The organism is Cellulophaga sp. BC115SP, assembly GCF_009905545.1.
In the GTDB taxonomy this organism is placed as follows: domain Bacteria; phylum Bacteroidota; class Bacteroidia; order Cytophagales; family Spirosomataceae; genus Flectobacillus; species Flectobacillus rivi.
On record NZ_JAAALB010000015.1, the window covers coordinates 66,286 to 91,985 of the forward strand.

At 36.9% G+C, this 25,700-nt stretch carries 18 protein-coding genes and 1 tRNA gene; 2 read left to right on the plus strand and 17 right to left on the minus strand.

Going from position 1 to position 25,700, the window contains the following annotated elements:
* Nucleotides 1-102 precede the first annotated feature (102 nt).
* Nucleotides 103-1,614, minus strand: coding sequence for a DUF4394 domain-containing protein (locus GVN22_RS13175; RefSeq protein WP_166551493.1), 1,512 nt, complete (start codon nt 1,612-1,614; stop codon nt 103-105).
* A gap of 97 nt (nt 1,615-1,711) precedes the next feature.
* Here GVN22_RS13175 and GVN22_RS13180 point away from each other — a divergent pair, with 97 nt between their 5' ends.
* Nucleotides 1,712-2,173 carry an alpha/beta hydrolase gene (locus GVN22_RS13180; RefSeq protein ID WP_166551494.1) on the plus strand — a complete coding sequence of 154 codons (462 nt, stop codon included), beginning with the start codon at nt 1,712-1,714 and terminating at the stop codon, nt 2,171-2,173.
* Nucleotides 2,174-2,415: 242 nt separating this feature from the next.
* On the opposite strand, the gene GVN22_RS13185 is transcribed toward GVN22_RS13180, so the two are convergent.
* Nucleotides 2,416-2,502 (minus strand) — tRNA-Leu (locus GVN22_RS13185).
* Between the two features lie 207 nt (nt 2,503-2,709).
* Nucleotides 2,710-3,951 (minus strand): ABC transporter permease, encoded by a 1,242-nt coding sequence (locus GVN22_RS13190; protein WP_166551495.1) that lies wholly within the window; start codon nt 3,949-3,951, stop codon nt 2,710-2,712.
* 338 nt (nt 3,952-4,289) lie between these two features.
* On the opposite strand from GVN22_RS13190, the gene GVN22_RS13195 reads away from it, so the two are divergent.
* Nucleotides 4,290-5,555: an asparagine synthetase B gene (locus GVN22_RS13195; RefSeq protein ID WP_166551496.1), complete on the plus strand. Its 1,266-nt coding sequence runs from the start codon at nt 4,290-4,292 to the stop codon at nt 5,553-5,555.
* 156 nt (nt 5,556-5,711) lie between these two features.
* Here GVN22_RS13195 and GVN22_RS13200 read toward each other — a convergent pair whose 3' ends face one another.
* The 14 genes from GVN22_RS13200 to GVN22_RS13265 all read right to left on the minus strand — a co-directional run bounded on the left by GVN22_RS13200 (nt 5,712) and on the right by GVN22_RS13265 (nt 25,682).
* Nucleotides 5,712-8,411 (minus strand): alpha-L-rhamnosidase, encoded by a 2,700-nt coding sequence (locus tag GVN22_RS13200; protein ID WP_166551497.1) that lies wholly within the window; start codon nt 8,409-8,411, stop codon nt 5,712-5,714.
* 157 nt (nt 8,412-8,568) lie between these two features.
* Nucleotides 8,569-10,959, minus strand: a complete 2,391-nt coding sequence (locus GVN22_RS13205; protein ID WP_166551498.1) for a family 78 glycoside hydrolase catalytic domain — start codon at nt 10,957-10,959, stop codon at nt 8,569-8,571.
* 206 nt (nt 10,960-11,165) lie between these two features.
* On the minus strand, nt 11,166-12,149 hold the full coding sequence (locus tag GVN22_RS13210; protein ID WP_166551499.1) for a glycosyltransferase family 2 protein: 984 nt from the start codon (nt 12,147-12,149) through the stop codon (nt 11,166-11,168).
* 179 nt (nt 12,150-12,328) lie between these two features.
* Nucleotides 12,329-13,144, minus strand: coding sequence for a phytanoyl-CoA dioxygenase family protein (locus GVN22_RS13215; protein WP_166551500.1), 816 nt, complete (start codon nt 13,142-13,144; stop codon nt 12,329-12,331).
* Between the two features lie 107 nt (nt 13,145-13,251).
* Nucleotides 13,252-14,184, minus strand: coding sequence for a hypothetical protein (locus tag GVN22_RS13220; protein WP_166551501.1), 933 nt, complete (start codon nt 14,182-14,184; stop codon nt 13,252-13,254).
* A gap of 92 nt (nt 14,185-14,276) precedes the next feature.
* Nucleotides 14,277-15,161 (minus strand): class I SAM-dependent methyltransferase, encoded by an 885-nt coding sequence (locus GVN22_RS13225; protein WP_166551502.1) that lies wholly within the window; start codon nt 15,159-15,161, stop codon nt 14,277-14,279.
* Nucleotides 15,162-15,191: 30 nt separating this feature from the next.
* Nucleotides 15,192-15,851, minus strand: coding sequence for an acetyltransferase (locus tag GVN22_RS13230; protein ID WP_095163074.1), 660 nt, complete (start codon nt 15,849-15,851; stop codon nt 15,192-15,194).
* 78 nt (nt 15,852-15,929) lie between these two features.
* The gene (locus GVN22_RS13235; protein ID WP_240915643.1) at nt 15,930-16,613 is read right to left on the minus strand and encodes a WbqC family protein; all 684 of its coding nucleotides are present in this window, start codon (nt 16,611-16,613) and stop codon (nt 15,930-15,932) included.
* A gap of 45 nt (nt 16,614-16,658) precedes the next feature.
* Nucleotides 16,659-18,746 carry a glycosyltransferase family 39 protein gene (locus GVN22_RS13240; RefSeq protein WP_166551504.1) on the minus strand — a complete coding sequence of 696 codons (2,088 nt, stop codon included), beginning with the start codon at nt 18,744-18,746 and terminating at the stop codon, nt 16,659-16,661.
* A gap of 26 nt (nt 18,747-18,772) precedes the next feature.
* Nucleotides 18,773-19,846 carry a DegT/DnrJ/EryC1/StrS aminotransferase family protein gene (locus tag GVN22_RS13245; RefSeq protein WP_166551505.1) on the minus strand — a complete coding sequence of 358 codons (1,074 nt, stop codon included), beginning with the start codon at nt 19,844-19,846 and terminating at the stop codon, nt 18,773-18,775.
* A gap of 80 nt (nt 19,847-19,926) precedes the next feature.
* On the minus strand, nt 19,927-21,183 hold the full coding sequence (locus GVN22_RS13250) for an ABC transporter ATP-binding protein (RefSeq protein WP_166551506.1): 1,257 nt from the start codon (nt 21,181-21,183) through the stop codon (nt 19,927-19,929).
* A gap of 14 nt (nt 21,184-21,197) precedes the next feature.
* The gene (locus tag GVN22_RS13255; RefSeq protein WP_166551507.1) at nt 21,198-22,025 is read right to left on the minus strand and encodes an ABC transporter permease; all 828 of its coding nucleotides are present in this window, start codon (nt 22,023-22,025) and stop codon (nt 21,198-21,200) included.
* Nucleotides 22,026-22,036: 11 nt separating this feature from the next.
* Complete coding sequence (locus tag GVN22_RS13260; protein ID WP_166551508.1) at nt 22,037-23,119, minus strand: hypothetical protein; 1,083 nt, start codon at nt 23,117-23,119, stop codon at nt 22,037-22,039.
* A gap of 34 nt (nt 23,120-23,153) precedes the next feature.
* On the minus strand, nt 23,154-25,682 hold the full coding sequence (locus tag GVN22_RS13265; protein WP_166551509.1) for an SLBB domain-containing protein: 2,529 nt from the start codon (nt 25,680-25,682) through the stop codon (nt 23,154-23,156).
* Nucleotides 25,683-25,700 lie beyond the last annotated feature (18 nt).

The following is a 25,700-nucleotide window of genomic DNA, read 5'->3' on the forward strand; positions in this document are numbered from 1 at the left end:
AACACCTTTTTATCTTATATACAGTAAGCTAAAATTCTAAATATGTTTTTGAATAAATAAAGGAAACAATTTACCGAAAGCTCAATGCCGACCGCCTAATCATTAAAAACCTGTTCCAAGCGCAAAGGCTTTCACGTTCACTGGCAAGTCTGCTACTTTGGTTGCTGCACCAGTTGTTAGATTGATTGTATAAAGTGCCGATGTGCTACCCACTCTCAATGCTGCATAAGCTGTGCCACTTCTACTACCAATATCAAAACCACTAGCTGATTCAACATTGATTCCCAATGCTCCAACTTCTACTTGAGTTCCGTTGTTAGGTGGATCTTGTTTCGTCAATTTGTCAGTATTTACATCAATGTTGTATAAAATTGTGGTGGTTGCCCCTGCAAAGTTATTAGTGTAAGCCGATGCTGTAATTGAAGGAGTTCCAGGGTTCAACGCGCCATCTACCGCTGCTATTGCACCCGTTTCAGGATGTAATCTCAAATTTTGACCTGTATTACTTATGCATCTGATTCTGTCCACAGTTGGGTTAAAATCAAATCCAAACGATGTACCAGAGAGTAAAGTACCAAACGGTGCTGTTCCTACGACTGTAGCCGCTCCCGACGAGGTATTGAGCACATAGAGCCTACTAGTGCTACCCAATGCATACAATTGACCATTGATTGGACGAAAATCTATACCTAATATCGACTCTCCTGTTTGCAAACCAGTAATAGCTTTTGAAACTGGCGTTCCGATATTACTTGGATTAAAGATTACTAAATTATTTGATTCATCAACAGCGTAAGCAACAGGATTGGTTGGAATAGCTAAGCCAGTAATATTACCAGATGGCAGATTGCCAATTTTAGTTAATTTCCCTGTCATCAAATCTACTTGATGCAATTCCCAAACATTATTTACTTTTACAGCTGTTAACGCTTTTGTACCGTCAGGGTTAATATCGAATCCACCAGAAGCTGATATATCAATACCTAAGGCGCCAACTTCTACCAAAGTACCATTGTTAGGTGGATCTTGCTTGTACAATTTATCTGTTTTTGAATCGATATCATACAAAATTGTTGTACTCGAACCAGCCATGTTTCCAGTATAAGCTACAGATTCAATCGTTGGACTCATTCCTCCATTAATAACACCGTCTGTAGCGGCAACAGCGCCCGTCTCAGGGTGAATACGAAGGTTCTGACCTGTGTTAGTTACCAAACGAATTCTATCCACTGTAGGGTTAAAGTCTAGGCCAACTGCTGTTCCACTGATTGTTGGGTTGAGAGCAGTTGCACCAATCACTCTTGCCATACCTGTTTCCTGATTGATTACATAGAGGCGATTCATGGTACTTACGCCATACAATTCGCCAGTGGCAGGACGAAAGTCGATAGAAGTTAGTGCATCGCCTGACATCAAGCCTGTAATTGTTACATTTGCGGTAGTCATATCTGACTGCATTGCATTGATTTTGGCTAGTTTGGTTCCGTCAACAAGAAGATAGAGGTTAACGTCAGGTTTAGGAGCTGACTCCATTTCGGTTTGTTTACACGAGGACACAAAAAATCCTGTTGACAAGCTTAGAGCCGTCAATGAAATAAGAACTGATTTTTTCATTGTTAGTAAGACAAAGTAAAGTTTGTATGTTTTGTATTAGATACGAGAGATAAGTTGTTTTGGATTTAGAAGGAATGTTTAAATTGATTAAACGGTCATGAAGAATAGAAAAGTTTACCTCCTCAGTGGATTAGGAGTTGATGGTAGAGTATTCAATAACATTGATTTGAAAGAGTACCAGCCACAGTTAGTTGAATGGATTCCTCCTCGTAATCATGAAGGTATTTCTGATTATGCTCAGCGTTTATCAGCTCGAATAGAGCCAAATTCTATCCTTATTGGGCTTTCATTTGGAGGTATGGTAGCTATTGAAATTGCTAAATATATTCCCATCCAAAAACTCATTTTAATTTCTTCTGCCTCTTATTTTAGACAAATTCCTTGGTTATTTCGACTATGGGACTGGAGCAAAATTATCAAAATTCTTCCCAAAAGCTTCATTCTCAAAGCTAACCCTGTAACATTTTGGCTATTTGGCATTACTAGACGACATGAAAAAATACTATTAAGTCAAATTTTAGCCGATACAGACTATCATTTTCTCATTTGGGCGGTTTGACAAATTACACAATGGAAAAATACTGAGGTAAACACAGAGGTTGTTCATTTGCATGGTACTAAAGACAGGCTGCTACTGAAACCTACAGAGATTTCATCTATTGCTATGTTAAAATATGGGATAGAAAATGGTGGGCATTTTATGATAATTACTCATTCCGAAGAAATAACGAGTATCATTAAGAAAGAATTAAACCAATAACAGCTAAAAACAAAAAACGGAACAAATTGCTTTGTTCCGTTTGGTACCCAGAGCCGGAGTCGAACCGGCATGCCAATGAAGGCATTGGTGTTTGAGACCAACGCGTCTACCAATTCCGCCATCTGGGCTCAATTCACATCATTTTCTGTGTGATTGTGATGCAAATTTAGAGGATTAAAATTTACTGTGCAAACGCAAAATTTAAAAAAAATAAAACTTTTTCGTAACATCTACCATAATCTTCTGATTACTATAGCCTTTATAAAACCATTATTTTTTTAAATAATTTTACATTTATACGTGTTTCAAAAAAGTGCTTGTATGGCTGGTTCATTTTATTCATATCTCAAAGATTCAATAGGATCTAATTTCGAGGCTTTACTAGCTGGGTAAAAACCTGAAAGGATTCCTACGAAGACACAGACAGCGATACCGAGGAACATCCACAACCAAGGAACAATAAAACTTGATGTTCCAGACATGATACCGCTAGCAATTACGTTTCCGATTGGGATAGCCAAAATCAAACCTGCCAAACCTCCCAAAACACATATCACAATTGCTTCAATCAAAAATTGTAAACGAATTACTCTTGGTGTTGCCCCTAATGATTTTCTGATACCGATTTCTCTTGTACGTTCAGTTACCGACACCATCATAATGTTCATCAAGGCAATTGCCGCACCAAGTAAGGTAATAAATCCGATACCAAACCCTCCTATTCGTAATACACCTGTTATACTTTCTGATTGTTTTACCAATGAATCTGAACGTTCGATACTGAAAGAATCTTCTCTACCTAACTCATCCTGACGAACGATACGCATGGCTCCACGAGCTTCCTCCATAATATTTTCAACATCTTTGATATTAGGAGCAGAAGTCACAATATCAAATGTCAGATTACGTCCTTGCGACAGTTTGCGACCCGTTTCGAGTGGCACAAAAACTACACGGTCGTCACCCCCACCCATAAAACTTCCTTTTTTCTCTAGTAAACCTACAATTTTATATTTTCCACCAGAAATCGTAATTTCTTGATTTAGTGGGTTACTATTTTTTTCAAAAAGTTGACTAATTACATCTACTCCAACAATACAAACATTGGCCGCACGCTCCAAATCACTACTTGAAAAATCACGACCACTCGCAATTTTATATCCTTTCATATCCAAGTAATTTTCGTCAGTACCGATAATTCTGGAGTTAGGATTTGTCTTTTTTGATTCGTGTTTAATTTCTGAATTGAATGTAACGTTGGTCTTCATCCCAATAATAGCCTGCTTGCCAAACAATGCTTTATACATTTTTGCCTGACGGTAGTTGATGGGTGGATAATTACGTTCTTTTTCTCCTTCTTTTCTAATTCTAAAAACATCTCTATTGCGAATATCGAATGAGTTGGCACCCAATCCCGAAAAGCTATTATCTACCGAGCTTTGAATCCCGTCTATGGCTGTCAAAATACCCACTAAAGAGGTAATGCCTATGGCAATAATCAGCGCTGTTAAGACCGTTCTCAGCATATTACCTTTGATAGAACGTAGGGCTTCTCGTATATTTTCAATAAAGTTCATATAATTGAAATTTAAGTTTTGTGCAATAATGATAATTTGTCACTATTATTTTCTGAACTAAAATTTTGTAAAACAATCCTTTATCATGTCGATGTTTGTTAAAGATTATTCTGTACAAAACAACTTCCTTTACGAATCATATTATGTGCTTTGGTGATTAGCACTATATTTGTGGTAAGGAATCCTTGCAGAGATATACATTCCACGGTAACATTTTCGTTGAAATATCAACTGTATTTATCCGCTTAGTAGCTTTTTGTACTTCTCTGGAGTAGTTTGGCTATAATAGTTTTATGACGTAACAAATTTAGGTCTTGTCAGACAAAATTCTCAAACCAATGAAGCGCCTTATATTTCCGTTTATCATATTTTTTCTTTTTTGCACCCGTGCATGGGCCTCGTACATCCTTATTCCGATGGATGATACCCAAAAAAATCACCTCAAAGCCTATGGCTTGGCCTATTGGGTTTTGAAAAACCACGAAACTGAAGTTGAATGGTTATTGAATTATCGTGGTGGTGCTTTTATGGTTCAGCAAGCACAAAAGTTTGAAAACGAATTGGTGATTCGTGGTATTAGCTATGAAGTTATTTCGGATGGTGATGCTGCTCAAATTCGTACAGAATTGAGTAGTCCTGATGTCAATATGGATGTTGTAAAATTACAAAAACCTCCAAAAGTTGCCGTTTATTCTCCCAAAACAGCCCAACCTTGGGACGATGCAGTAACCTTGGCAATGACCTACGCTGAAATTCCTTATGATTTAATTTTTGATGAGGATGTGCTAAATAACAAACTACCAGAATATGACTGGTTGCACTTACACCATGAAGATTTTACAGGTCAAATGGGTAAATTCTGGAACCAGAGTAGTCAACCTTGGTATCAGGCGCAGTTGCGTGAGGATAAGAAAAATGCGGCGAAATATGGCTTTAGCAAAGTATCTCAGTTAAAATTAGGAGTGGTCAAAAAAATTAGAGACTTTGTTGCAGGAGGAGGCTATATGTTTGCCATGTGTACTGCAACAGATACCTATGATATCGCTTTGGCAGCCGAAGGGCTTGATATCGTCGACGCCTTTTATGATGGCGATGGTTATGACCCCAATGCTGACAAAAAATTGAATTATGCCAATTCATTTGCCTTTCAAAACTTTGGGTTAGTATATCATCCTCAGGTAATCGAATTCTCTACAATCGAGGCGTATCCTAACAACGAGCGTCCAGTAAGAGAAGATAATGACTATTTTAACTTATTTCAATTTTCAGCGAAGTGGGATCCTATTCCTACGATGTTGACACAAAATCATGAAACAACCATTCATGGTTTTATGGGGCAAACAACTTCTTACAAAAAATCATTGATTAAACCAGAAGTAACGATTTTAGGGGAAAATCGCTCACTAAATGAAGCTCGTTATATTCATGGAACTTTCTTGAAAGGCTTTTGGACATTTTATGGTGGTCACGACCCTGAAGATTATCAGCACTTTGTCAACGAAGAACCTACAGATTTGAATCTTCACCCTAACTCAGCAGGTTATCGTTTGATTTTGAATAACGTTTTGTTTCCTGCAGCAAAGAAAAAGAAACAAAAGACTTAATTTAATTTGAAAATGTGCGAATTTGAAAATTTAGGGATTTGAAAATGGGAAGATTTAGAAATGCTTTAATCTGCTTTTGTAAATCTCCCCATTCCTGAATTTTTAGACATTTTTCATTTTCAAATCTTCAAATCCCCAAATCTTCAAATCACCTAATTATCTAATTTTCATAGTAAAGGCATATTTTCCAGAACCAAAGGTTTTAGAAATCCATTTACCATCTTGCTTCAAATCAGTCAAAGCTACTCCGTTATTTTTTATAGAGCTTATATCCGAAGTCGGGAAATAGACTGTTGATTCGGTATTGGCTGGTACTTCTATTTCTAGGGTCAGCAAATCCCCCTCTATTTTCCAGTTGGAAGCAATTTTACCATAAGGCGTCAAATAACTACCTTTTGCAAAAGTCAATCCTCCTCCTAGTTCAGGTTTGATAACGCTCAACTTATAGCCAGCTCCATCTGCTTCCTTGGTATCTATTCCTGCAATGGTGCGATACATCCAATCGCCAACGGCACCATAGGCATAATGATTGAAAGAGGTCATACCAGGGTCTTGGAAAGTACTATCTGGTTTCATCGAATCCCAGCGTTCCCAAATGGTAGTTGCACCATGCGACTTGATAGGATATAACCACGAAGGATAGGTATCTTGTAAAAGTAGTTTGTAGGCTATATCATTTTGCCCATAACGTGTCAAAACAGGATTTAGAAATGGCGTTCCTAAAAAGCCCGTAGTTAGATGATACTCGTAAGATTTGATATTTTCAACAAGGCGATTTACAGCGTTTTGGCGCAGTGACTCTGGTAACATATCAAACTGCAATGCCAAAATATAGGCGGTTTGCGTTTCTGAAATCAATCTTCCAGAAGCCGTCATAAATTCTTGCTGAAATGCTTTTTTGACTCTTTGTAATAAAGCCTCATAGTCTGCAACCTCCTCATTTTTCTGCAATACCTTAGCTGCTTTTATCATCAACTCAATATTATACGCATAAAAACATTGAGCTACCAAATACACATCTGTCACGGCTGATTTTTGTCCGATAGCACTTTTCGAATCATCAACTCTATACGACAACCAATCGGCAAATTGAAATCCCATATTCCAGAGGTCATTTTTTGCTAAACCTCTCACATGGTTCAAATATGCCTTCATGCTCGCATATTGGTCTTGCAAGATTTGTTTGTCGCCATAAACTACATACATGTTGTAAGGAATAATAATACCAGCATCAGACCAACCCGCAGCTCCTGTTACCTTGCCCAACACATTAGGAATCACAAATGGGATAGCGCCGTCTGGTTCTTGGTCAGCAGTTACGTCTTTGAGCCATTTAGCAAAAAATTGATTTACATTAAAATTATAGGCTGCTGTTCTTGAAAATACCTCTGCATCACCCGTCCAACCTAAGCGTTCGTCACGTTGTGGGCAATCGGTAGGAACATCCAAGAAATTGCCTCTTTGTCCCCACTGAATATTTTTTTGTAGTTGGTTCACCATTGGATTTGAGCACTCAAAACTACCCAGCGGTTTCATGTCAGAATAGAGGGTAACAGCCGTAAAATCTTCGGGATTAATTTTACCTTCTACCCCTTCTACTTTTACATATCTAAATCCAAAAAAGGTAAAATGTGGCTCAATCGTTTGATTCGGCTCGCCACTCAACACATAATGTGCCTGTGCTTTGGCTGAACGTAGGTTTTCAAAATATGGAACGCCATGTTTATCTAACATTTCGACATGATATAGCTTAATCATCTGACCTGCTTTTCCCGAAATCTTAAACTTTACCCACCCCACTACATTTTGTCCAAAATCTAAAATTGTTTCTCCTTTCGGTGAAGTCAGTACTTTGACAGGTTTAAATGTTTCATGCTTTTTGATAGGCTCATTTACGGAAGCATTCAAATAATCTGTCGCAAATGAAGCTACTTTTACATTTTGCCATTTAGAATCATCAAAATTTGCTAAATCCCAACCCTTAATTTCCTTTCTTAAATCCTGACGCTCGCCATCATATATTTCAGAAAATAAAATATGACTGGTCGTTGATTTCCAAGAATTATCAGAAACTATCCAATCCTCTGAACCATCGGCATATTTGATATGTAACTGAAATAATAAAGCGGTTTCTTTTCCATATAGGTTTTTATGATTTTCCCAAGCTAATTTCGTTCTGTACCAGCCACTCCCCAATGTAACACCAACAGCATTTTTTCCTGTACTCAATTGTTTGGTAACATCATAAGTCTGGTACTGCAAATGCTTATTATAACTTGTCCAGCCTGGTGTCAGAAAGGCATCGCCTACTCTTTTACCATTCAAACTTGCTTCATACAAACCTCTGGAGGTTACAAAAACTGTTGCGGATGCAATGGGCTTTTTTACCTCAAAAGTTTTTCTTAAATGTGGCACAATTCCATTGACTGAATCCGCCTCAATGCCCGAATTAATCCATTGCGCTTTCCATTCGTCATGACGCATCATGGCTGTTTGAAAATTGGCGGTTGCCAAGGCAGGAGTTTTCGTTTGGCTATCCCACACTTTTACTTGCCAAGTGTACTTACTATCTGACTCAAGATTTGCGCCACCATAAGGAATTTTAAGAGAATTATCGGAAGAGATCTTGCCTGTTGACCAAACCAATTTCTTTCCAGAACGAACACTAATTTCGTAGGCTGTTTGCTTAACATTTTGTTTGTCCGAATTGAGTTGCCAACTAAAGCGTGGCTGCGCTCTATCAATTCCAATTGGATTGGAGAGATTTTCTACTGTTAAATTCTGAACTGAAAGCTGTGCCCAACTACTAAAGCTCAAGAGTGAGGCAATTAAAAATGGAGGTAAATGATATTTCATAGTTTATTTTTCGACAATAAAATTTGGTTTTATTGAAAAATATAAAATATTTTTTGGTAATCTGTCTTGGTCTAGCGTATAGGGTCAGGAAAATCTAACGAGGTAAGGTTTTAACTTTTCATTGATTTCACGTATTCCTAACCCTTGTTTAAGCGCACTATAACTTGAATTGATTTTGTCCTTTTTTAAGAATCATCGTTTTCCCTTTCCAAACAAAAGTACCCTCGACTGGACTTTCTATCTGTATTTTCCATTGATTTCCTATCTGAGAATAATCACAAATTATTTTGCCTTGAGGATGTGGCATTTCTCCTTTAATTTGAGTTAAATTACCCAAATGAGGTTCTATTTTTACTTTAGAAAAACCTTGGGCGTCAGAATCAATTCCTAATATCACTCGATAAAATTCAATATTAGGACTGGCCCCCCAAGCATGACAGTCTGAACGAGCGTGTTCTATTTCTGAAATTTCTGCCCATGTAGTTAACCCTAGTTCTATATTACGTTTCCAATCGCTCAACCAAGCAATATATTCATCCCCTTTTCCCGCTTTTACCAAAGCTTGGTGCAAATAGTATTTAAAGTAAATTGAGGCTGGAGCTAAAGATTTATCATTGAGAAGTTTATTACTTACTTGTGCATAATTATTTGGAGAAATTACCTCTGTCAAAATACCAAGGCTATTAGCATGTTGAGAAAATACATCTTTATCCTCGGTATCAGCCAATATCCCTTTTGAAGCATCCCAATATTTTTGTAAAATCATTTTTTTCAATTGCAAAGCCTTCTGCGAATACATCTCAGCATAAGCTTTCATGCCCAACTGACTTTCTAGGTCGGCCGCCACTTGATACCCCCAAAGCAATTGCAAGTCTAATACAGCTGAAGAGCCATTTTTGCCATAAGGAGCTTCACCGTTACTCCATCCTTTACGGTTTTCGACCCAGTCTGTAAATATCCAGTAAGGAACCTTACGCAATGAGCCTTCAGGATTTTGGTATTTTTCAAAAAACCACAAGATGTTTCTCACACCTTGCAATTTCTCTTTGATAAAATTGGCATCTCCACGATATTTTAAATAATCCTGAAGCATACCAATATACCATAATGAAAAAGTAGGTATTTGTTGGGGAGAAAAAGAAGGGTGACGGCTCAGGGTAATTCCCTCTGCCATACGAGAATGTTCCATTTGATTCAAGGCATTGCGAGCCAAACGATCATCACCAGCATTGAAATACGACACTAACGCTTGGATACGAGCGTCGCCAATATATTGTAGCTGTTCATAATACGGACAATCCATATAAGTATCTACTGCACAAAGCCTTGCTGTACGCCAACCAATAGACAAGTAAGGTTGAAAGTCAATAGTTGCACTTTGTAATTGTGCTTTTTGGGTAAAAGGAAATCCTACAAAAGTGCTTGATATTTCCTTTATAGTAAGCGGCTCTGCTCCTGTCTGAATCTCTAATTGGACATATCTGAATGTTCGGTAAGTCAAAGATTCGAATACCTCAGAATCTTTTCCAGAAAGTAAAAGGCTATCTTTTCGACCTACGATAATTTTACCCTCAATTTCATTACGATTATTTTTCAAAATCTGTCTCTTCTTCAGTGCTTCGGCATCCATCAATGCTTCGGCATAAGTCAAACCTACTTTAGTATCTTTTCCTTTTTGAAAAATAATTTTAGGAAAAGCATTGGTCAAAAAACCTTGATCAAGCAAGATTTTCACATGTGTAATAGCAGGTATTTCCCAAGATACATTTTCAAGATTAGGGTTCGTAAGTGTCACTCCTTCAACTTTTCTAATTGCACTGAAATATTGTTTTTTATATTCCATTGCAGGCAAAGCAGAGGGTACTAACATCCAGTTATTAATATCTGATATTCCTTTGGGACAAGCGCCTCTCCAGCCAACTCGTTCAGCAGTAACCCATTGATTATCGTCAAAGTTTTCTGAATTCCAGTTGGATGGCAATGTTTTAGTGAAATCCAATAATTCACCAGCACCTGCCACATAATAGGCAGGATGACCAACGCCTTTGGACAATGGCTGATAGGCTTGATTCGAAAAGCTCTTCCAAGTTGGATTGGTATCTATAATCTTCTCGGCTGAGGTATTGCCTGTCAACACAAATGCGGTGCGGTGCGAAATTTGTCCTTCTGCCCTAAAATTCCCTTCGTTCCACACAATGGCAGCGATGGTATTTTTACCTTTTTTAAGATAAGGAGCAATATTTACGGTTTCGAAATTCCAGTAAGATAAATCTCCTCTGGCAGGTCCTTGCGAAATGACGTTACCATTGACAAACAGCTTATATCGGTTGTCCGCCGACACATGAATAATAAAATCTGAAGGTTGTTGAGGTAGCTCGAAGTTTTTCCGAAAATGATACACACCATACGCTTGCGGAACCGTTTGCGGAGCTGCAATCCAATAGGCGGGCCATATCTTGTTGAGTATATCTGGATGAATTGTTTGGGCAGTGGTAGCCAAACTCACACCAAGAAGTAAGAGGAGAAGTTTTAAGGATTGTGTTTTCATTGGATAGTTTATTTATATTTTATCATAATTATAAAACAACATGGTAAAATTCTATTTTATATTAGATTTATTCATAAATGTAAAAATCCTATTCATTCCAACTATCATTGTCAGTCCTTATTCCTTAGAGCCAAAATCAAAAAAGGCTAGAAATATCACGATAGAGGTGATTTCTAGCCTTTTTTTAAAAGAGAAAATAATTAAATTTAATTAGCTTTTCCTACTATTTTCATCAGTTGCCACTTTACATTGGCATATATACCCATGATGCTATGAGGAATCACATAGCTCATTATTACCTTTTTCAAATGCTCTGGTTTATTTGGTCTAGAAAGAACCAGTGACTTCAACGCGTAGTAACGTGATAAAATAGGGTTGTTACCATATTGAATTGAATTTGCCAACATCAAGTAATACCTAGCAATATTCTTGCGTACTCTTGTATGAAAACGATAGTCTAATTCTTGATCTATACCCTTATACATACCAATACGATTGAACAAAAATTCTGCATCCTGCTTACCATCTGTAAAACTCATACCTCCTCCATTTTTACGATAAACAGACATGACATCGTTCATGTAGTAAAATTTACCATGTTTTCCGAGCAAAATATATCTTGGGATATCGCCACTTTTAGACTCATGAAACCACTGAGGGTAAGTTTTCATGATTCCATGACGAAACATCACCGCCGAGGTTGCCATATACCAAACCTCGTCTTCGCCTACTAAATCATCAAGCGTTGTAACAACCTTCTGATCAGGCGTATTGACATATTCATCAGGATGAGAACCATCTTCAAAATGAATTAAAGCATTGTGAAAACAAGCGACAAAGTCAGGGTTAGCATCCAAAAAATCAACCTGTTTTTGTAATTTATGAGGACTTGTCCAATAATCATCGCCATCCATTGGTGCAATATACTGCCCTTTTGCTTCAGCAAGCGTTGCCATTGTATTGTTTTTCCCAAAACCACCCAAGTTTACAGGATGTAACAATGGCTTGATTAAGTGAGGATATTTTTGCTGATATTCTCTAATAATATCAGGAGTGCTATCGGGCGATGCGTCATCGCCGACAATTACTTCGTAATCAAAATTAACTTGCTGATTAACAATGCTATCGAGCGTTTGACGTATGTAATTTTCGTGCTTATATGTATGGACAATTACGCTTACTTTAATCATTGAAATGGGTATTAGGTAGCAATATCTAGAAAAGAAGAAAATACATTAACTTCTTCGAAAACTAGTACTGATTTAATTTCTATTACTTAAGTGGAAAGAATAATCGATAAAACCTTTTGTTCAAAAACAAAAGACCTGTGAGGGATGCTCACAGGTCTGCAAAGATACAAGGAATATTGTTAGGCAAAAAGTTGCTCTAATTGTTCTTTCTTAGGAAAATCTGGCGTTACCAAATTTTCTTCGGGTTTGTAAATATATGGCATTGGAAATCCTCTTTCTTGGAAAGTTGGCTCAGCCATATTATTGTAACGCAATTGGATAGACCAGCGAATGTTTTGTGTGATATTATCGCCAGAACGGTGTACCAAGAATGCTGAGAAAATCAATAAATCGCCTACTTCAAAGGAAGTTTGTACATAATCTTCTTCAGGTAATGCGTCTTGAATAGACCCTGTATAGCCAGAAGTATCAGCTTGTAACAAACCAACTGTATGACTTGCAGGAATGATTTGTAATGCACCCAAATCTGCATCGCAATCGACTAATGGGAACCACAAAACTACGCTGTCTAAAGATCCTTGACCTGTACGCCAGTCTTGGTGAGCGCCCAATTTCCAGTGACTACCACCTTTTGATAGATATCGGCTATTGAATTGCATCGCAGGACGAACAGCAATGGTCGGAAACTCATACCCAATTTCTTTCAATAGGTTTACAATACGCTCGTCTGTACCCAGACGGTGCATCGAAATCAAGTGTTGTACTTGTTTACCTGTATTGACAAAAGAAGTGAAATCGGCCTGAAAATAATCAAACATAGCTTTTTCGAAAGTATCACGGTCATTAATATCCACATCGATACCTAGAACACGCTTGATTTGAATCGCAAAAAGCTGTCTTGCTTCTGTATAAATTTTATTGATTTCTTCTTTTGAAAAGAAGTTTTTCAAAATCAAAAATCCGTCTTTATTGAATTGTTCTTTTGAGGCTGCCATAGCTTTGTGAAATGTTTGGCTAATTGCTTAGCAATGGGTTCAACAATGGCTCAAAATTATAGTACAGGATTTGGGATTTTTATGACAAATATCAAAAGCCTGAGTGACTATTTTTCTGAAACTGCATAGGCAAAACCTGATGCACCAAAGCCATTGCCATTGTACAACAAATATTTTTTGTCATTATGTTCATAATAGTGCGCATAATTTATCATGTTGTAGTCAAAATCTGCTGGATTTTCAGATTTTGCAATACCCACTAAATTATCTTTACGCTCCCATTTGATACCATCTAACGACTCTGCATAACCCATTCGATAACTTTGATCACGATTCGTACGATAGTCAACCGTATGACGATATGAGTAATACATTTTGTAAATACCATCTTCCTTGAACACACTCGGACGACCAACTGCATGTAGAAAATCGTCAAAAGCCAGTACTACATCGCCAGTTGAAGTCCAGTGAATACCATCTTTTGATTCTGCATAACGACAGTCATAGAACGGTTCTGGATACCCGTGAATATACTCACATTTTTGACCTGAAATATGCCACATTCTCCAAACCCCGTTGTCATACATTACCGAAGGCTGAGCTGCCCAGATTGGATTATGAATCGAACGATCCATGATTGGTCCACGAAACATTTTCTTGAATGACAATCCTCCGTCATGACTTATCGCCAAGCCCATCGACAAGCGATAAGAGTTATGCGTACGGTTCCAACCTGTATAATACAACCAAATATCGCCATTAGGCATATCGACAAACCAAGAAGGCATAGCTCCTGTTTCGTCGTATTCGCCAGGGCCACCCAGTTCTAAGATAGGCTTATCGTGGATATAGCGAATCTGAGTTGGGTCATCATATTCAACATCGATAAATGTAGGACGTGATTGACCTTGAGAATCTCTAGTTGAGAAATATATTCTTAAAAAATCTTCGTGTTTGTATGCAAATGGCACTTGAGCGTGCGATTGACTATGCGCCAACGAACCATCTGGTTTATAAACTACTCCTTTTTTAACCCACATAGTACTTTGATTTTGAATGATAAACGGAGAGTTGTGAACTCAAAATTTTCTACAATAAAATTCCAAACTCCAACTCTAAACTCAACACTTTTTTACGCTTTCTTTTGTGCGTTTCTCTCTGCACGAATTCTCCAGTTATCTTCAAAATCTTTTCCTGGAATTTGAAGATTTACATTTACTTCTGGAGTTTTGTCAGTTTTCTCAAACGCCAATACGTAGTATCCAAAACCAAAAATCCAATGTAACTCAAAATTATCAATATTTTTAGGAAGGTCTTCCAAAGGTACTTGATCTGCAAACATTGGGTTGGCAGACATCAACGTTTGGTAACTTGATTGGTCACGCAACCATGGCGCAACGCTTTCGTCACCTACTACTACACGACCACCAACTTTTACCACACGATTAAACTCTTCGAACGCCTCTTTACGCTCTGAGAAGGTATTGATACCTCCAAAGTGGAAAACTGCATCAAAAGTATTGTCTTCGAAAGGCAAATACGTACCGTTGGCAATAAAATAATTTACATCTACTCCTTCTGGTTGAAGACGTTGTTTTGCTAAACGTAACATATTTGGAGACAAATCCGACAAAAATGCTTGACCTCCAGGTGCAATGGCCTTGATAATCAACTCAGAATCTTTGCCTGTACCAGCACCCACTTCCAAGACTTTCATTCCAGGCTTTAGACCAAGAAGGTTCGTCATTTTTTGGCGAACAGTCGCTTCGTCAGAATTCAATGACTCAAAAACCCAAGTCACACCACGATCATAACGCTGATAAGCATCATTATAAGCTAATTGTTCTTTACGATCTTGCTCAAATAATTCCTTAGGATATGTCAAGTCAACGATGTCGTTGATTTCATAAGAAATGGGTTCTTCTGTCGAAGTATTATGTAATGTATTGCCGTCTTCTGCCAAAACCAAAGCTGTTTTAGTTTTAGGGCAAATAAATTTTTGTTCGTAGTTACTCATTGCGTTGCACGAATTTTTTCGTGATATGAATTATAAATTAATGTCTTTACTAGAAATTTTTGCTTTTTCAGCAGGATTGCCTTTATAAATACTCCAAGGCTCTGTTTTCTTTCCTGTGAAGTTAGTTCCCATAGCAAACAACGTTCCTTCTGCGATATGTACTCCATCGCGAATGGTAGCGTTTACTCCAAAAAAGCAATAAGGCTCAACCACACAACGACCCGAAAGTACCACATGAGAGGTAAAATACACATGGTCTTTAATTGTGCCATGATGCCCAATATGATTACCGCTCCAAAGCACGACATTGTTACCAATTGTCACAAAAGGTTGGATGGTATTGTCTTCGAGAATAAAGCAGTTTTCACCAATTTTGTCTGTCAGCACTGTAGCTCTTGAGCTGATATACGATATAAATTCATATCCTAAATCTTTGGCTTCTTGATAAACCTTGGCACGAACTTGGTTCATTTTTCTTTCTGACAGGGGAGCAAAAAACTTGTATTCGTTGGTCGGATACAAAGTCGTTACCTCTTCGAAAGGTACTACTGGCAAGCCACAAAAGGTTGGCTCTTTAATATACTCTTGATTTACGGTAAAGGCCACAATTTCATGGTCTGTATCAGTAGTCAAATAATAGTGGGCGAGTTCGGCCACCAGCTCTGTTCCAAAAACAACAACTTTTGCCATAGTTCGTTTAGTTTATTAGGTCAAAAAAGCTCAACCAGTCTGGTTAGTGTAAATTCATATAGATTTTTACCTTAGCAGTTATACCAATTCATACGAATCTAAAAATGTTTGTATTTGCTCGACAGAATTGAACATCAAAACATCAATAATGGATAACCAAGGAACAAAATCATTCTTTAATTGCGGATATTGAACGGGTTTACTTTTAATAAAATTTAATTGCATTCCCTTTTCTTCGAACACCTCTTTTTGATACAACTCGATACCTCCAATTGGGTTGATATAATGATTAGCCTTTTCTTGTAGACATATATCCAAGATACGAGTTTGCGCTTTCAATTCGATATTTTGGTAAATCGCCGAGCTAGGAATTATCTCCGTTGTGATGCCCAAATAAGCATTGATAAGCTTTAGATTTTCAACAATAATTTCAGAAAAAATTGTTTTTTCTTGTCCTAATGTTTGCTCTATGATTGGCCTAACCTGCTGAAAATATGGTGCTTTTTTATAGCTCTGTTCCAGCGTTTTTAACCATTTTGATTTCCAAGCATCATCCCAATTTACTTCTATTTCATTGATTAACTTATTCTGACTTGCTTCTTTCAAGGGGATAGTAAAAAGACTATCCTTGCCATTTACCAGAATTCTATTGCGATTAATCCAGCCTCTGTTGATAAAATTTACATCATCATAAATGACAAATTTATCTACTGCTTTAATCAATTGGAAATACCCTATATATGGAAAAATATAGGGTTGCATAATCGCTAGTTTCATATCGTAAGCTTCTCCAACAACCGAAGAACTTTATTTTAACTTTCTTAAATAATAATCTTCTCCTCTAGTAATCATATTCTTCATGGTCGTATCTGTTCCCAATCGAATATCCCCAGGCTGAGGTTTAATGACCTTTTTGGCGAAGAATAAATATTGTGCTTCCTTCGGAATTGGTTGAACACCTTTTTCGAAAGGATTTATAACGATCAAAGTACGGGTCAATTTTTTGCCCCATAGTGGATACTCAAAGTCATCGTTAATAGTAGCCAGCGCAACGGTGGCATCTTGAGGTACCAACTCGTCAAACTTATGATAGGCAGGCGTTATGTCAGGACGAGCCCATGTTTGAAGGTCAATTCTATCAGTATCAAAAGCAGAAGGACGCCCCAAGGCTGCAATTGGCAAACAGCGTTCATTCAAATACACAACCAAAATGGCTGATGCCGATGCCACTAATACAACAATTGCTGTATAGAATTTCAATAGTATAAACGACCCGCTTTGTAACCTCCATTTATTGCCTTCATGAAATAACAATGTCACCAATGGAACCGCATACACGGCAGTACTAATCATATAACGACCTTTCCAAGCGTCGTAAGGTGCCGTAAAACTCAGAGCTGCAAAATGCAAACAAAAGGCAACTGCCAATACATAAAACGCAATTCCTCTACGAATCAAACCAATCAACACCAATACTACCAGCGGTAAAACAATGGCAAAGCCAAATATTCCCCAGTGAGGGTTTGCATTAAAAAACTCAAACCTTACATTATACGAAAAAGGGTTAATGGTAAAGTCCGTTTCTTCTTCGAGGCGAAGATGAAGCTTTTTCTCAACTTTCTCGATAGGTTTTCTTATTAATTGATTGACCGTTTCAAATTGTTCAACATTTCTCAATCCATCCAAATTCACCATATCAATCGAATATCTCACAACATTACGAGAGCCTTGTTTGATAAGGTTTTTCAATGTTCCTGCACGTTCCACAGATTGGTGTTTTAATGCAGTAGGTGGTCCAATCGGGTGACCAAACAATTGGATATTTCTCAAATAACCTGTTGGTAAAGTAAACAGTACAATCCCAACCGTTAAGCCAACAACTAAGTGAGTCAATCTACCAAAGGTTCTTGACCAGAAATGTTGATAAGAGTCACCGAATTTATCAATAAATTTCGCTCTTAAATCTTCGCCAAAAACTGTATAAATAATAATCAAAAACAGCGGAGGGAAAGAAAAAACGAAAGTAATCTTATGTCCTAAAGCTATTCCAAAAGTCAATCCAGCAAGATATAAATAGCGTCTCCAATGTTTTTCTCTGTAAGTAAAAAGAAAATACACCAAACAAGCCAAATACGAACCTAACACGATATCGGTTTCAGTTGAAATTGACTGCATCATAACATCGGGCAATAGCCACATTACTAGAGCAGCAAAAACACTCGCCGTAAAATTTTTGGTTAATCTTTCGGCAATACCAAATACGCCAAAACCAATAATGATATAAGCGGTATGGTGAATCACCTTAAACCAATTTTCTATACGACCACTCATGAGATAATTGTAGATTTGAATCGTACAAACACTACGAGGATACGTATCAATATTCCAGTTTGTTCCTCCAAAATGAGCCATAGAACCATGACGCATATAATACATCAACCTGTTCAAATGTCCAGTCATGCTGTCCCACTCGTTTGGAACAGTATAAAAAATCAGGAAAAGATTGGTGATTTCTGTAATAATAAATGCGCCAAAAAGTAGTCCAAAAGACCATTTTAACCACACAGGAAGGTTTCCAAACCAATTCCAAACCAGTTGAGTTCGACTTCCGATTAGTTCAAAAAATGTAAACCGTTCACGTTGATCTCGACCAAATAATTTGGTGAATTGTACGTAGAATACAAAAGCTGGGATAAAAACTGACAATGCCCAAAAGCGACGATCATCGATTTTACCTATTTCAGAAAGCGCAAATCCTGTCAAAATAACACTACCACAAAACGTAATGTATGCCGTAAGTACAATATCCACCAAAGATTTCATGCAAACCCTAGAGGCTATTCTCAACACAAAGCCTATAAAACTGGCAAACAGGATTGGATAGATAAAATTCATATCAATAATTTTAGTCAATAGAAGTATTAGAGATTTTCGTTTACGATACGTGCAATTCTATACACATCTTCATGCGCCAAATCATAATATAACGGCAAAGCCAAAGCTCTTAAGGCAAAATCGTCGGAAATAGGACAAGTACTTTCTTCTGTTACGAATTTGAGTGTACTCAATGATGGGTAAAAGTAACGACGAGGCATAATCTGATTTTCAGACAAAGCATCTCTTACCTTCAGCAAAGCTGCTTCAGATTCGAAGAAAACAGGATAATACGCATAATTTTTCACCGTGTTTAGTGAAAGCTCTGGTCGACCAAGTTTCTCCCAATTTAATTCCTGATCATATATATCGAAAATTGCCTTACGAGCGGCAATAATTTCTGGCACTTTAGGAAGATTTACCAAGCCCATAGCAGCATGGAACTCAGAGTTTTTCCCATTAATTCCAATCGTAAGATAATCGTCGCCAATATGTCCAAAGCTTCTATATCTATCTAGAAGCCAAGCGTATTCGTCATTATTGGTAATCACTGCTCCACCCTCAACCGTATGGAATACTTTCGTAGCATGAAAACTACAAGTGCTAATATCACCAAAAGAAAGAAGTGATTTATCATCTACGGACGCTCCGAAAGCATGCGCTGCATCGTAAATAAGCTTAACATTATGTTTGTCAGCTATTTTCTGCAACTCATAAACTTCACAAGGATTGCCATATACGTGAGTAGCTAAAATTGCTTGTGTATTTTCGGTAATCGCAGCTTCAACCTTTTGTGGATCAATACACAAATCTGAACGCAGAATATCGGCAAAAACAGGGGTACAGCCCTCCCAAACTACAGAATGGGAAGTTGCACAGTAAGAAAATGGTGTAGTAATAACTTCTTTGGTTACTCCTAATACTTTAAGTGCTAACTGAATAGCAATAGTACCATTTGATACAAACAAGCAATGCTTTACGCCTAAATAATCCTTAATTTTTTGTTCTAATTCACGTACTAGCGGGCCATTGTTCGTGAGTTGATTTCGCTCCCAAATGCCCTTTAGGTAGGCTTCATATTCCTCATAAGGAGGTAAATATGTTTTAGTTACATTAATCATTTAGCGTAATCTGGATATAAGTTTCAATTTCGAAGTTTCTCTTTTCTAGCAAAAAGCAGAAAGCTTTAGTTAATTCAATATTAAATAGCGTTTTCGTATTCCAACTGCATAATTGGAAACTCAATTTTCGGACGTACATATCCTGGCCATTTACCATACCACACTGTTCCTTCACGATAGTCCTCAATCTCGAAAATCAACGCTTCTTCAAAATTATAAATCACAGAGGCAGTGTCTTTCACAATCATAAAAGAGAGTGAATAAGAACCATCATTTAAGAAATCACTAGGAATTTCACATTCTGCGGAGATAATACCTTTTTCAAATTTGATAGAAGGTGTACCAATATTAAAAATACACTCACCTGTCAACGAATTCACATGGAGACTAATATTCAAGTTAGCTTGATCCATGAAATTCCAAAACTCAATTTGGATTTTGAATGAAGTACGAACATCCAAATGGTTTTGGTTATCCAAATAATTAGGTACAAGTTTAACACTTTTCAAACGAACTCGGTCGTTGCCAGGTGCTTCATTCTGATTAGAATAGGTAACTTGTAAATCTGTTTTTTGAATTTGACTCAAATAGTTTGACATAATGAGATTAGTCTCTCCCATTTGAATCAATTGTCCTTTTTGCATGTACATAGCTTTATTACACAGACCTTGTACTGCTGTTAGGTTATGACTTACAAATAAAATAGTACGTCCTGAAGTCGAGGCATCCTTCATTTTGCCAAGACATTTACGCTGGAAGTCTGCATCTCCTACAGCCAACACCTCATCAACAATCATGATTTCTGGCTCCAAGTGTGCAGAAATAGCAAAACCTAATCGAACGTACATCCCTGACGAATAACGTTTTACAGGAGTGTCAAGAAATTTTTCAACACCTGCAAAATCAACGATTGCATCAAAATGCTTCTTGATTTCATCACGCTTCATGCCAAGAATAGCACCATTCAAAAAGATATTCTCACGACCTGATAATTCAGGGTGAAAGCCTGTACCAACCTCCAATAAACTGGCAACACGACCTTTGATGGTGATCTTGCCTTGAGTAGGTTCTGTGATACGGCTTAATACTTTCAAAAGTGTTGATTTTCCAGCACCATTTGAGCCTACTACCCCAACTCTATCACCTTGCTCTATTTTAAAACTTACATCTTTAAGGGCCCAGAAGTCTTCATGTTCAACTTCATCTTCTTCCCCTTTAGTAAACATATTTCTAAACGTATTGGTAATCACCTCACGAAAGGTATCTGACTTTGCATTACCTTTTTTGTGATCAATGATGTATCTCTTACTAACGTTTTGTGCCTCAATAACAGTCATTCTACTTCAATATTTTAAATGTAATCAACAAACGAGTTTTCTCTTTTTCTAAAGAAAATAATCGCAATAATTGTGGTTAGACAAACAAAAATAATGGTTGGCAAAAAGCTATCCCATGTAAAATATGGATAGTTTGGAATCAAACACCAACGGAAACCTTCAATAATACCAGCTAATGGATTCAACCAAGTATAGAAAGGATACCAAGATAGTTCTTTTATAGAGGAAGTAGAATATGCTACAGGACAAATAAAGAAACCATATTGAACAATCAATGGAACAATTTGTTGAAAATCACGGTATTGTACATTAAGAGAAGCAAAAATAATCCCCAAACTTAATGCTGCCATAAAGGCAAAAAATAGAAACACTGGCACAAAAAACAAGTGATAGTCTACCGAAATACCGCTATAAATCAAAAATGGTACTAATACAATAAAACCTACAAAAAAGTCTAACAACGGAACTGCCACTGAGCTTAAAGGCATTAGCAATCGAGGGAAATATACCTTCGAAACGAGATTGGCATTACCTGTAATACTATTACTTACTTGCTGAAAAGCAGTAGCAAAAAAGTTCCAAAAAATTACCCCAGTGAATACGATGATTTTAAAATCAACGCCTGAAGTATCTTCAATTTTGGCAACCTTATGAAAAGCAAATACAAACACCAATACCGTCATAATTGGCCTGACAACTGCCCATGCCACTCCAATCATAGTTTGTTTATAACGCACTGTGATATCACGAACTGCTAAAATCCATAGCAATTCTCTAAATCTAATAATGTCAGCCCAATAATGCTTTTCAGACCTTCCTGCCTCAATGACTGTTTCTTGCATTGTTTAATTAACTATTTATTTTTCTTATCTTTTAACTTCTGAATTACGTCGCGGCCAGCAACAAATAATAGCGCTAATACTAAACCAATGGTTCCACCGAGTTTAATTCCTTTACCTTTGAGGGTAACATCGGCGCCAATTGGCAATTCTGAATCATCGATTCTTGTAAACAGAGGAGATTCTTTCACCATCGAAAATCTCAAGTTATCAAGGTTTCTAACTGCTTCTTGATACATCCCTTGTAATTGTGCAGAATTAGTATTTAATCTTTGTTGTTCAATCATCCCTTGCTGCATAATCACTTGTTGATTTTGGTCAACAACCTGTGCATATCTTCTTTGAGTACCATATAACTGACTTTTCAACGAGTCTACACGGCGTTCCATAATACCTAGCAACTCACGTGTTTTCTTTGTCTTTGTTTCAATATAAAAGTCAGTGACTGTTTTCAAAAATAAATTTGTCCAAACATGAGACAAAGTATCGTTTCGAGTTGTCGCAGCCATTGTCATCAAAGAGGATTTCTTATTATCATTAGAAATTGATGTTAGAGGTTCTAAAAATGCTTGTAACATTCTGATTTTAGAACGCTCATTAGCTGTGAGCTTTTCGTAATTAGTTTCTTTAAATCGAAAACGCTTCATCTCTTCATTATCTTTCCACTCATCTTGCAAGCCTCCTGACTTCTCAATTAAAAAGTTACCAAAAATGACAGACTTTCCATTGACTTCAACTTTAGAGAGTATCGCTCTATTATAGATATTTTTAGTTTTCAATAATTCAAAGAAATTTTCTCCACTAAATAGGCTACTACTAGGACTAGACCCTCCACCAATACCGAAGGCACTTGCCAAATCTGAAAGCCCACCACCACCGCTCGTTCCATTATCCATATTAAATAGAATTCTAGATGTATATGTTGATGGTTTCTTTGTTAAAATATCTATCGTATATCCAATAGCCAAACCTAGTAAAGTTATCACTAAGATAGTTTTCCAATTGGCCACGATTAAATCTTTGAAAACAATGATTTTTCTTACTATATCTTCAAAAGAAAATTGATCCTCTGGTAATACATTTTGAATTTGGGACATATATCTCTTCTTATAAATGCTAAAATTTAAAAAATTATTGGATTGTTCGGATTAATAAAACAATGGTAGTTATTCCTGATAATGAAGCAGTAATTGTTGAAATAGTACTCAACAATTGTTGGGTAACAAGCTGCTTTTGATTGATTCTAGGAACTACAATTTCTGCGCCTGGGTTAACTTTAGGATAAATATTCACTAAGCCTAATAACTTACGAGTACGATCTACAGAGCCATTTGCGTAAATAACATAGGAGCGTTTACGTGCAGAAAGAGACGTAAAGCCACCTGCTTCAGAAATATAATGTTTGAATGAAGCTCCACTAATGAATCTAGTAGAAGTAGGATATAGGATTTCACCTTGCATTCTTACAGTTTGAGGCTCCTTAGGAATTCTAATAATATCACCATCTTGTAACAATAAATTCGATTTTGAACTTTCATCAGACAACACATCTACTAGGTCTATCCCAATAGATTCTTCATAAACTTGCTTGACAGGTTCTACTCTTAAAGTTGCATCAGTATTATTATCATTTAATTCTTGTAGCTGTTTTGACTTTCTTTCTACCTCTTGATCTGTAAGTCTTACCTTTCTAATCAAAGTAGCACCGGCTGGGTATGCTTGAGCGTTTAGTCCCCCAGCACGTTTGACAACATCATATAATTTTTCGTCTTTTCTCTCCAAGGCATAAACTCCTGGAAAAATTACTTGCCCCTCAATTGATACAAATTGCTGTCTTTCGTAATTAGGAGAAGAACGTACAAATACCTCGTCAAATGGCTCTAATATAAATTTAGATGCTGAAGGGCTTATCGACAAATCTGGATTAATTCCAAATTGAAATTTCTCGCCAATGGTAGGAGTAATTTGAGACGGGTCATCTTTCCAAATATTCTTTTTTCTTCTAATTACTTCTACTCTACCTGTTGCAGCAGATTCCTTTAACCCACCAGCTTTAACAATCAAATCTTCAACAGTCATATTTTTAACATATGGGAATGTCCCAACAGAAGGTGTTTCTGTATTCGATGGTAACGCTCCCACTGATGTAGATCCAGAAGCAAACCTTTCTGCTAATTTCTCTCTCGCAATCAAATTAATTTCACCTTGTATCCTTACAGTATAGGTTTCCATCATTTCGATCCCAGAGTATACTGTAATCTCATCCTCTCTTTTAAGAGTAACATCTGGAATGACTCCTGATAAAATGTCTCGGTAATTAATAGCAATATTTTCTTTTGTTAAATCATCTTTAAGACGGACTAACGTAATACGATCTAGAAAAGCATCCTCTTTAAAACCATCAGCTCGTTTAATCAACTTAGTTAACGTTGGATTATCATTTAATGAATAACGCCCAGGTCGGAAAATAGCGCCTTTCAAATTAATAGCATTCTCGTATCTATTGAAGAGAATTTGGTCTATTGTGATAAAATCACCTGATTTTGGAAAGAATGAAGCAAGTATATCTCCACTAAGATCTATTAGTTTTCTTTCTTTATCAGTAAATCTAGTAACTTTAAACACACCCTTATATGCTTCAGGTAAAAATCCACCAGCATAATCATTGATTATCATTTCTAAATTTTCACCAGGTAGAACCTCAAAAATTGCAGGTTTCTTTACTTTCCCAACAATTTCAATACGTGACTTATATGGTGTAACTTGAATAATGTCTTGATCTTGTAATGCTATATCTTGACGTAAATTTCCAGTTGTTAATAAATCATACAAATCCACACGAGCTACTAGCTTTTTACCCCTAATTACTTTGATTTCACGGAATGTACCATTTTCGTTAGGTCCTCCTGCTTGATATAGTACATTAAACACTTTAGCCAATGATGGAACAGCATATGTACCAGGAGCAATAACCTCACCTATAACCGTTACACGTATTGTTCTAATATTGCCTAGAGAGATAGTAGCAGTAGTATTTGCGGGAGCTCCTCCACTTGCTTTTAATCCAACATAAATTTGAGACAATCTACTTACAATCCTTTTTTTGGCTTCTTCAATAGTTAATCCACTAACAAAAATATTACCTACACGGTCTACCTTAATATTACCATCAGGTGATACAGGCAACGTAGCATGGCTCTCAGAATAGCCATTAATATCAATAATTATTTCATCGTCTGGTCCCAATATATAATTTTTTGGGGTTGCCATACGTGCATAAGAATCAAATGTTATTTTCGAATTGTTAAAGATTGAATAACCAAAAATCTTCTTTCTTAGATTAACTATGTTAGAATCTACCTCATTTAAAGCTAATTCTTTCTTTCTTTTCAAAGAATCTACTTCGTTTTTCTCAGCAGCGATTTCAGTGACCTTTCTTGAACTAGAATTTTTGGTACCAGTTGAAGTGGTGGTTGGGCGTCCAACAGATGTAGGAAATGACATATTTGCAGGTATGCCAGGGATTTGTGCAAAAGAATTCAAACTCCATAAAGCAATCATCAATAAAGATATAGAGCGTAAGTTAACCGCAGACATAAATGAATGACGTGATTTTATAGTCTTCAAAACAAGATTACTGGGTTTTTTGAGTTGTAGCATGATTTTTAATTTTGTTCT

Excerpts from the sequence above, each read along its gene's own strand:
- GVN22_RS13175 (WP_166551493.1), bottom strand. The coding sequence starts at position 1,614 with ATGAAAAAATCAGTTCTTATTTCATTGACGGCTCTAAGCTTGTCAACA.
- GVN22_RS13180 (WP_166551494.1), top strand. The coding sequence starts at position 1,712 with ATGAAGAATAGAAAAGTTTACCTCCTCAGTGGATTAGGAGTTGATGGT.
- GVN22_RS13190 (WP_166551495.1), bottom strand. The coding sequence starts at position 3,951 with ATGAACTTTATTGAAAATATACGAGAAGCCCTACGTTCTATCAAAGGT.
- GVN22_RS13195 (WP_166551496.1), top strand. The coding sequence starts at position 4,290 with ATGAAGCGCCTTATATTTCCGTTTATCATATTTTTTCTTTTTTGCACC.
- GVN22_RS13200 (WP_166551497.1), bottom strand. The coding sequence starts at position 8,411 with ATGAAATATCATTTACCTCCATTTTTAATTGCCTCACTCTTGAGCTTT.
- GVN22_RS13205 (WP_166551498.1), bottom strand. The coding sequence starts at position 10,959 with ATGAAAACACAATCCTTAAAACTTCTCCTCTTACTTCTTGGTGTGAGT.
- GVN22_RS13210 (WP_166551499.1), bottom strand. The coding sequence starts at position 12,149 with ATGATTAAAGTAAGCGTAATTGTCCATACATATAAGCACGAAAATTAC.
- GVN22_RS13215 (WP_166551500.1), bottom strand. The coding sequence starts at position 13,144 with ATGGCAGCCTCAAAAGAACAATTCAATAAAGACGGATTTTTGATTTTG.
- GVN22_RS13220 (WP_166551501.1), bottom strand. The coding sequence starts at position 14,184 with ATGTGGGTTAAAAAAGGAGTAGTTTATAAACCAGATGGTTCGTTGGCG.
- GVN22_RS13225 (WP_166551502.1), bottom strand. The coding sequence starts at position 15,161 with ATGAGTAACTACGAACAAAAATTTATTTGCCCTAAAACTAAAACAGCT.
- GVN22_RS13230 (WP_095163074.1), bottom strand. The coding sequence starts at position 15,851 with ATGGCAAAAGTTGTTGTTTTTGGAACAGAGCTGGTGGCCGAACTCGCC.
- GVN22_RS13235 (WP_240915643.1), bottom strand. The coding sequence starts at position 16,613 with ATGCAACCCTATATTTTTCCATATATAGGGTATTTCCAATTGATTAAA.
- GVN22_RS13240 (WP_166551504.1), bottom strand. The coding sequence starts at position 18,746 with ATGAATTTTATCTATCCAATCCTGTTTGCCAGTTTTATAGGCTTTGTG.
- GVN22_RS13245 (WP_166551505.1), bottom strand. The coding sequence starts at position 19,846 with ATGATTAATGTAACTAAAACATATTTACCTCCTTATGAGGAATATGAA.
- GVN22_RS13250 (WP_166551506.1), bottom strand. The coding sequence starts at position 21,183 with ATGACTGTTATTGAGGCACAAAACGTTAGTAAGAGATACATCATTGAT.
- GVN22_RS13255 (WP_166551507.1), bottom strand. The coding sequence starts at position 22,025 with ATGCAAGAAACAGTCATTGAGGCAGGAAGGTCTGAAAAGCATTATTGG.
- GVN22_RS13260 (WP_166551508.1), bottom strand. The coding sequence starts at position 23,119 with ATGTCCCAAATTCAAAATGTATTACCAGAGGATCAATTTTCTTTTGAA.
- GVN22_RS13265 (WP_166551509.1), bottom strand. The coding sequence starts at position 25,682 with ATGCTACAACTCAAAAAACCCAGTAATCTTGTTTTGAAGACTATAAAA.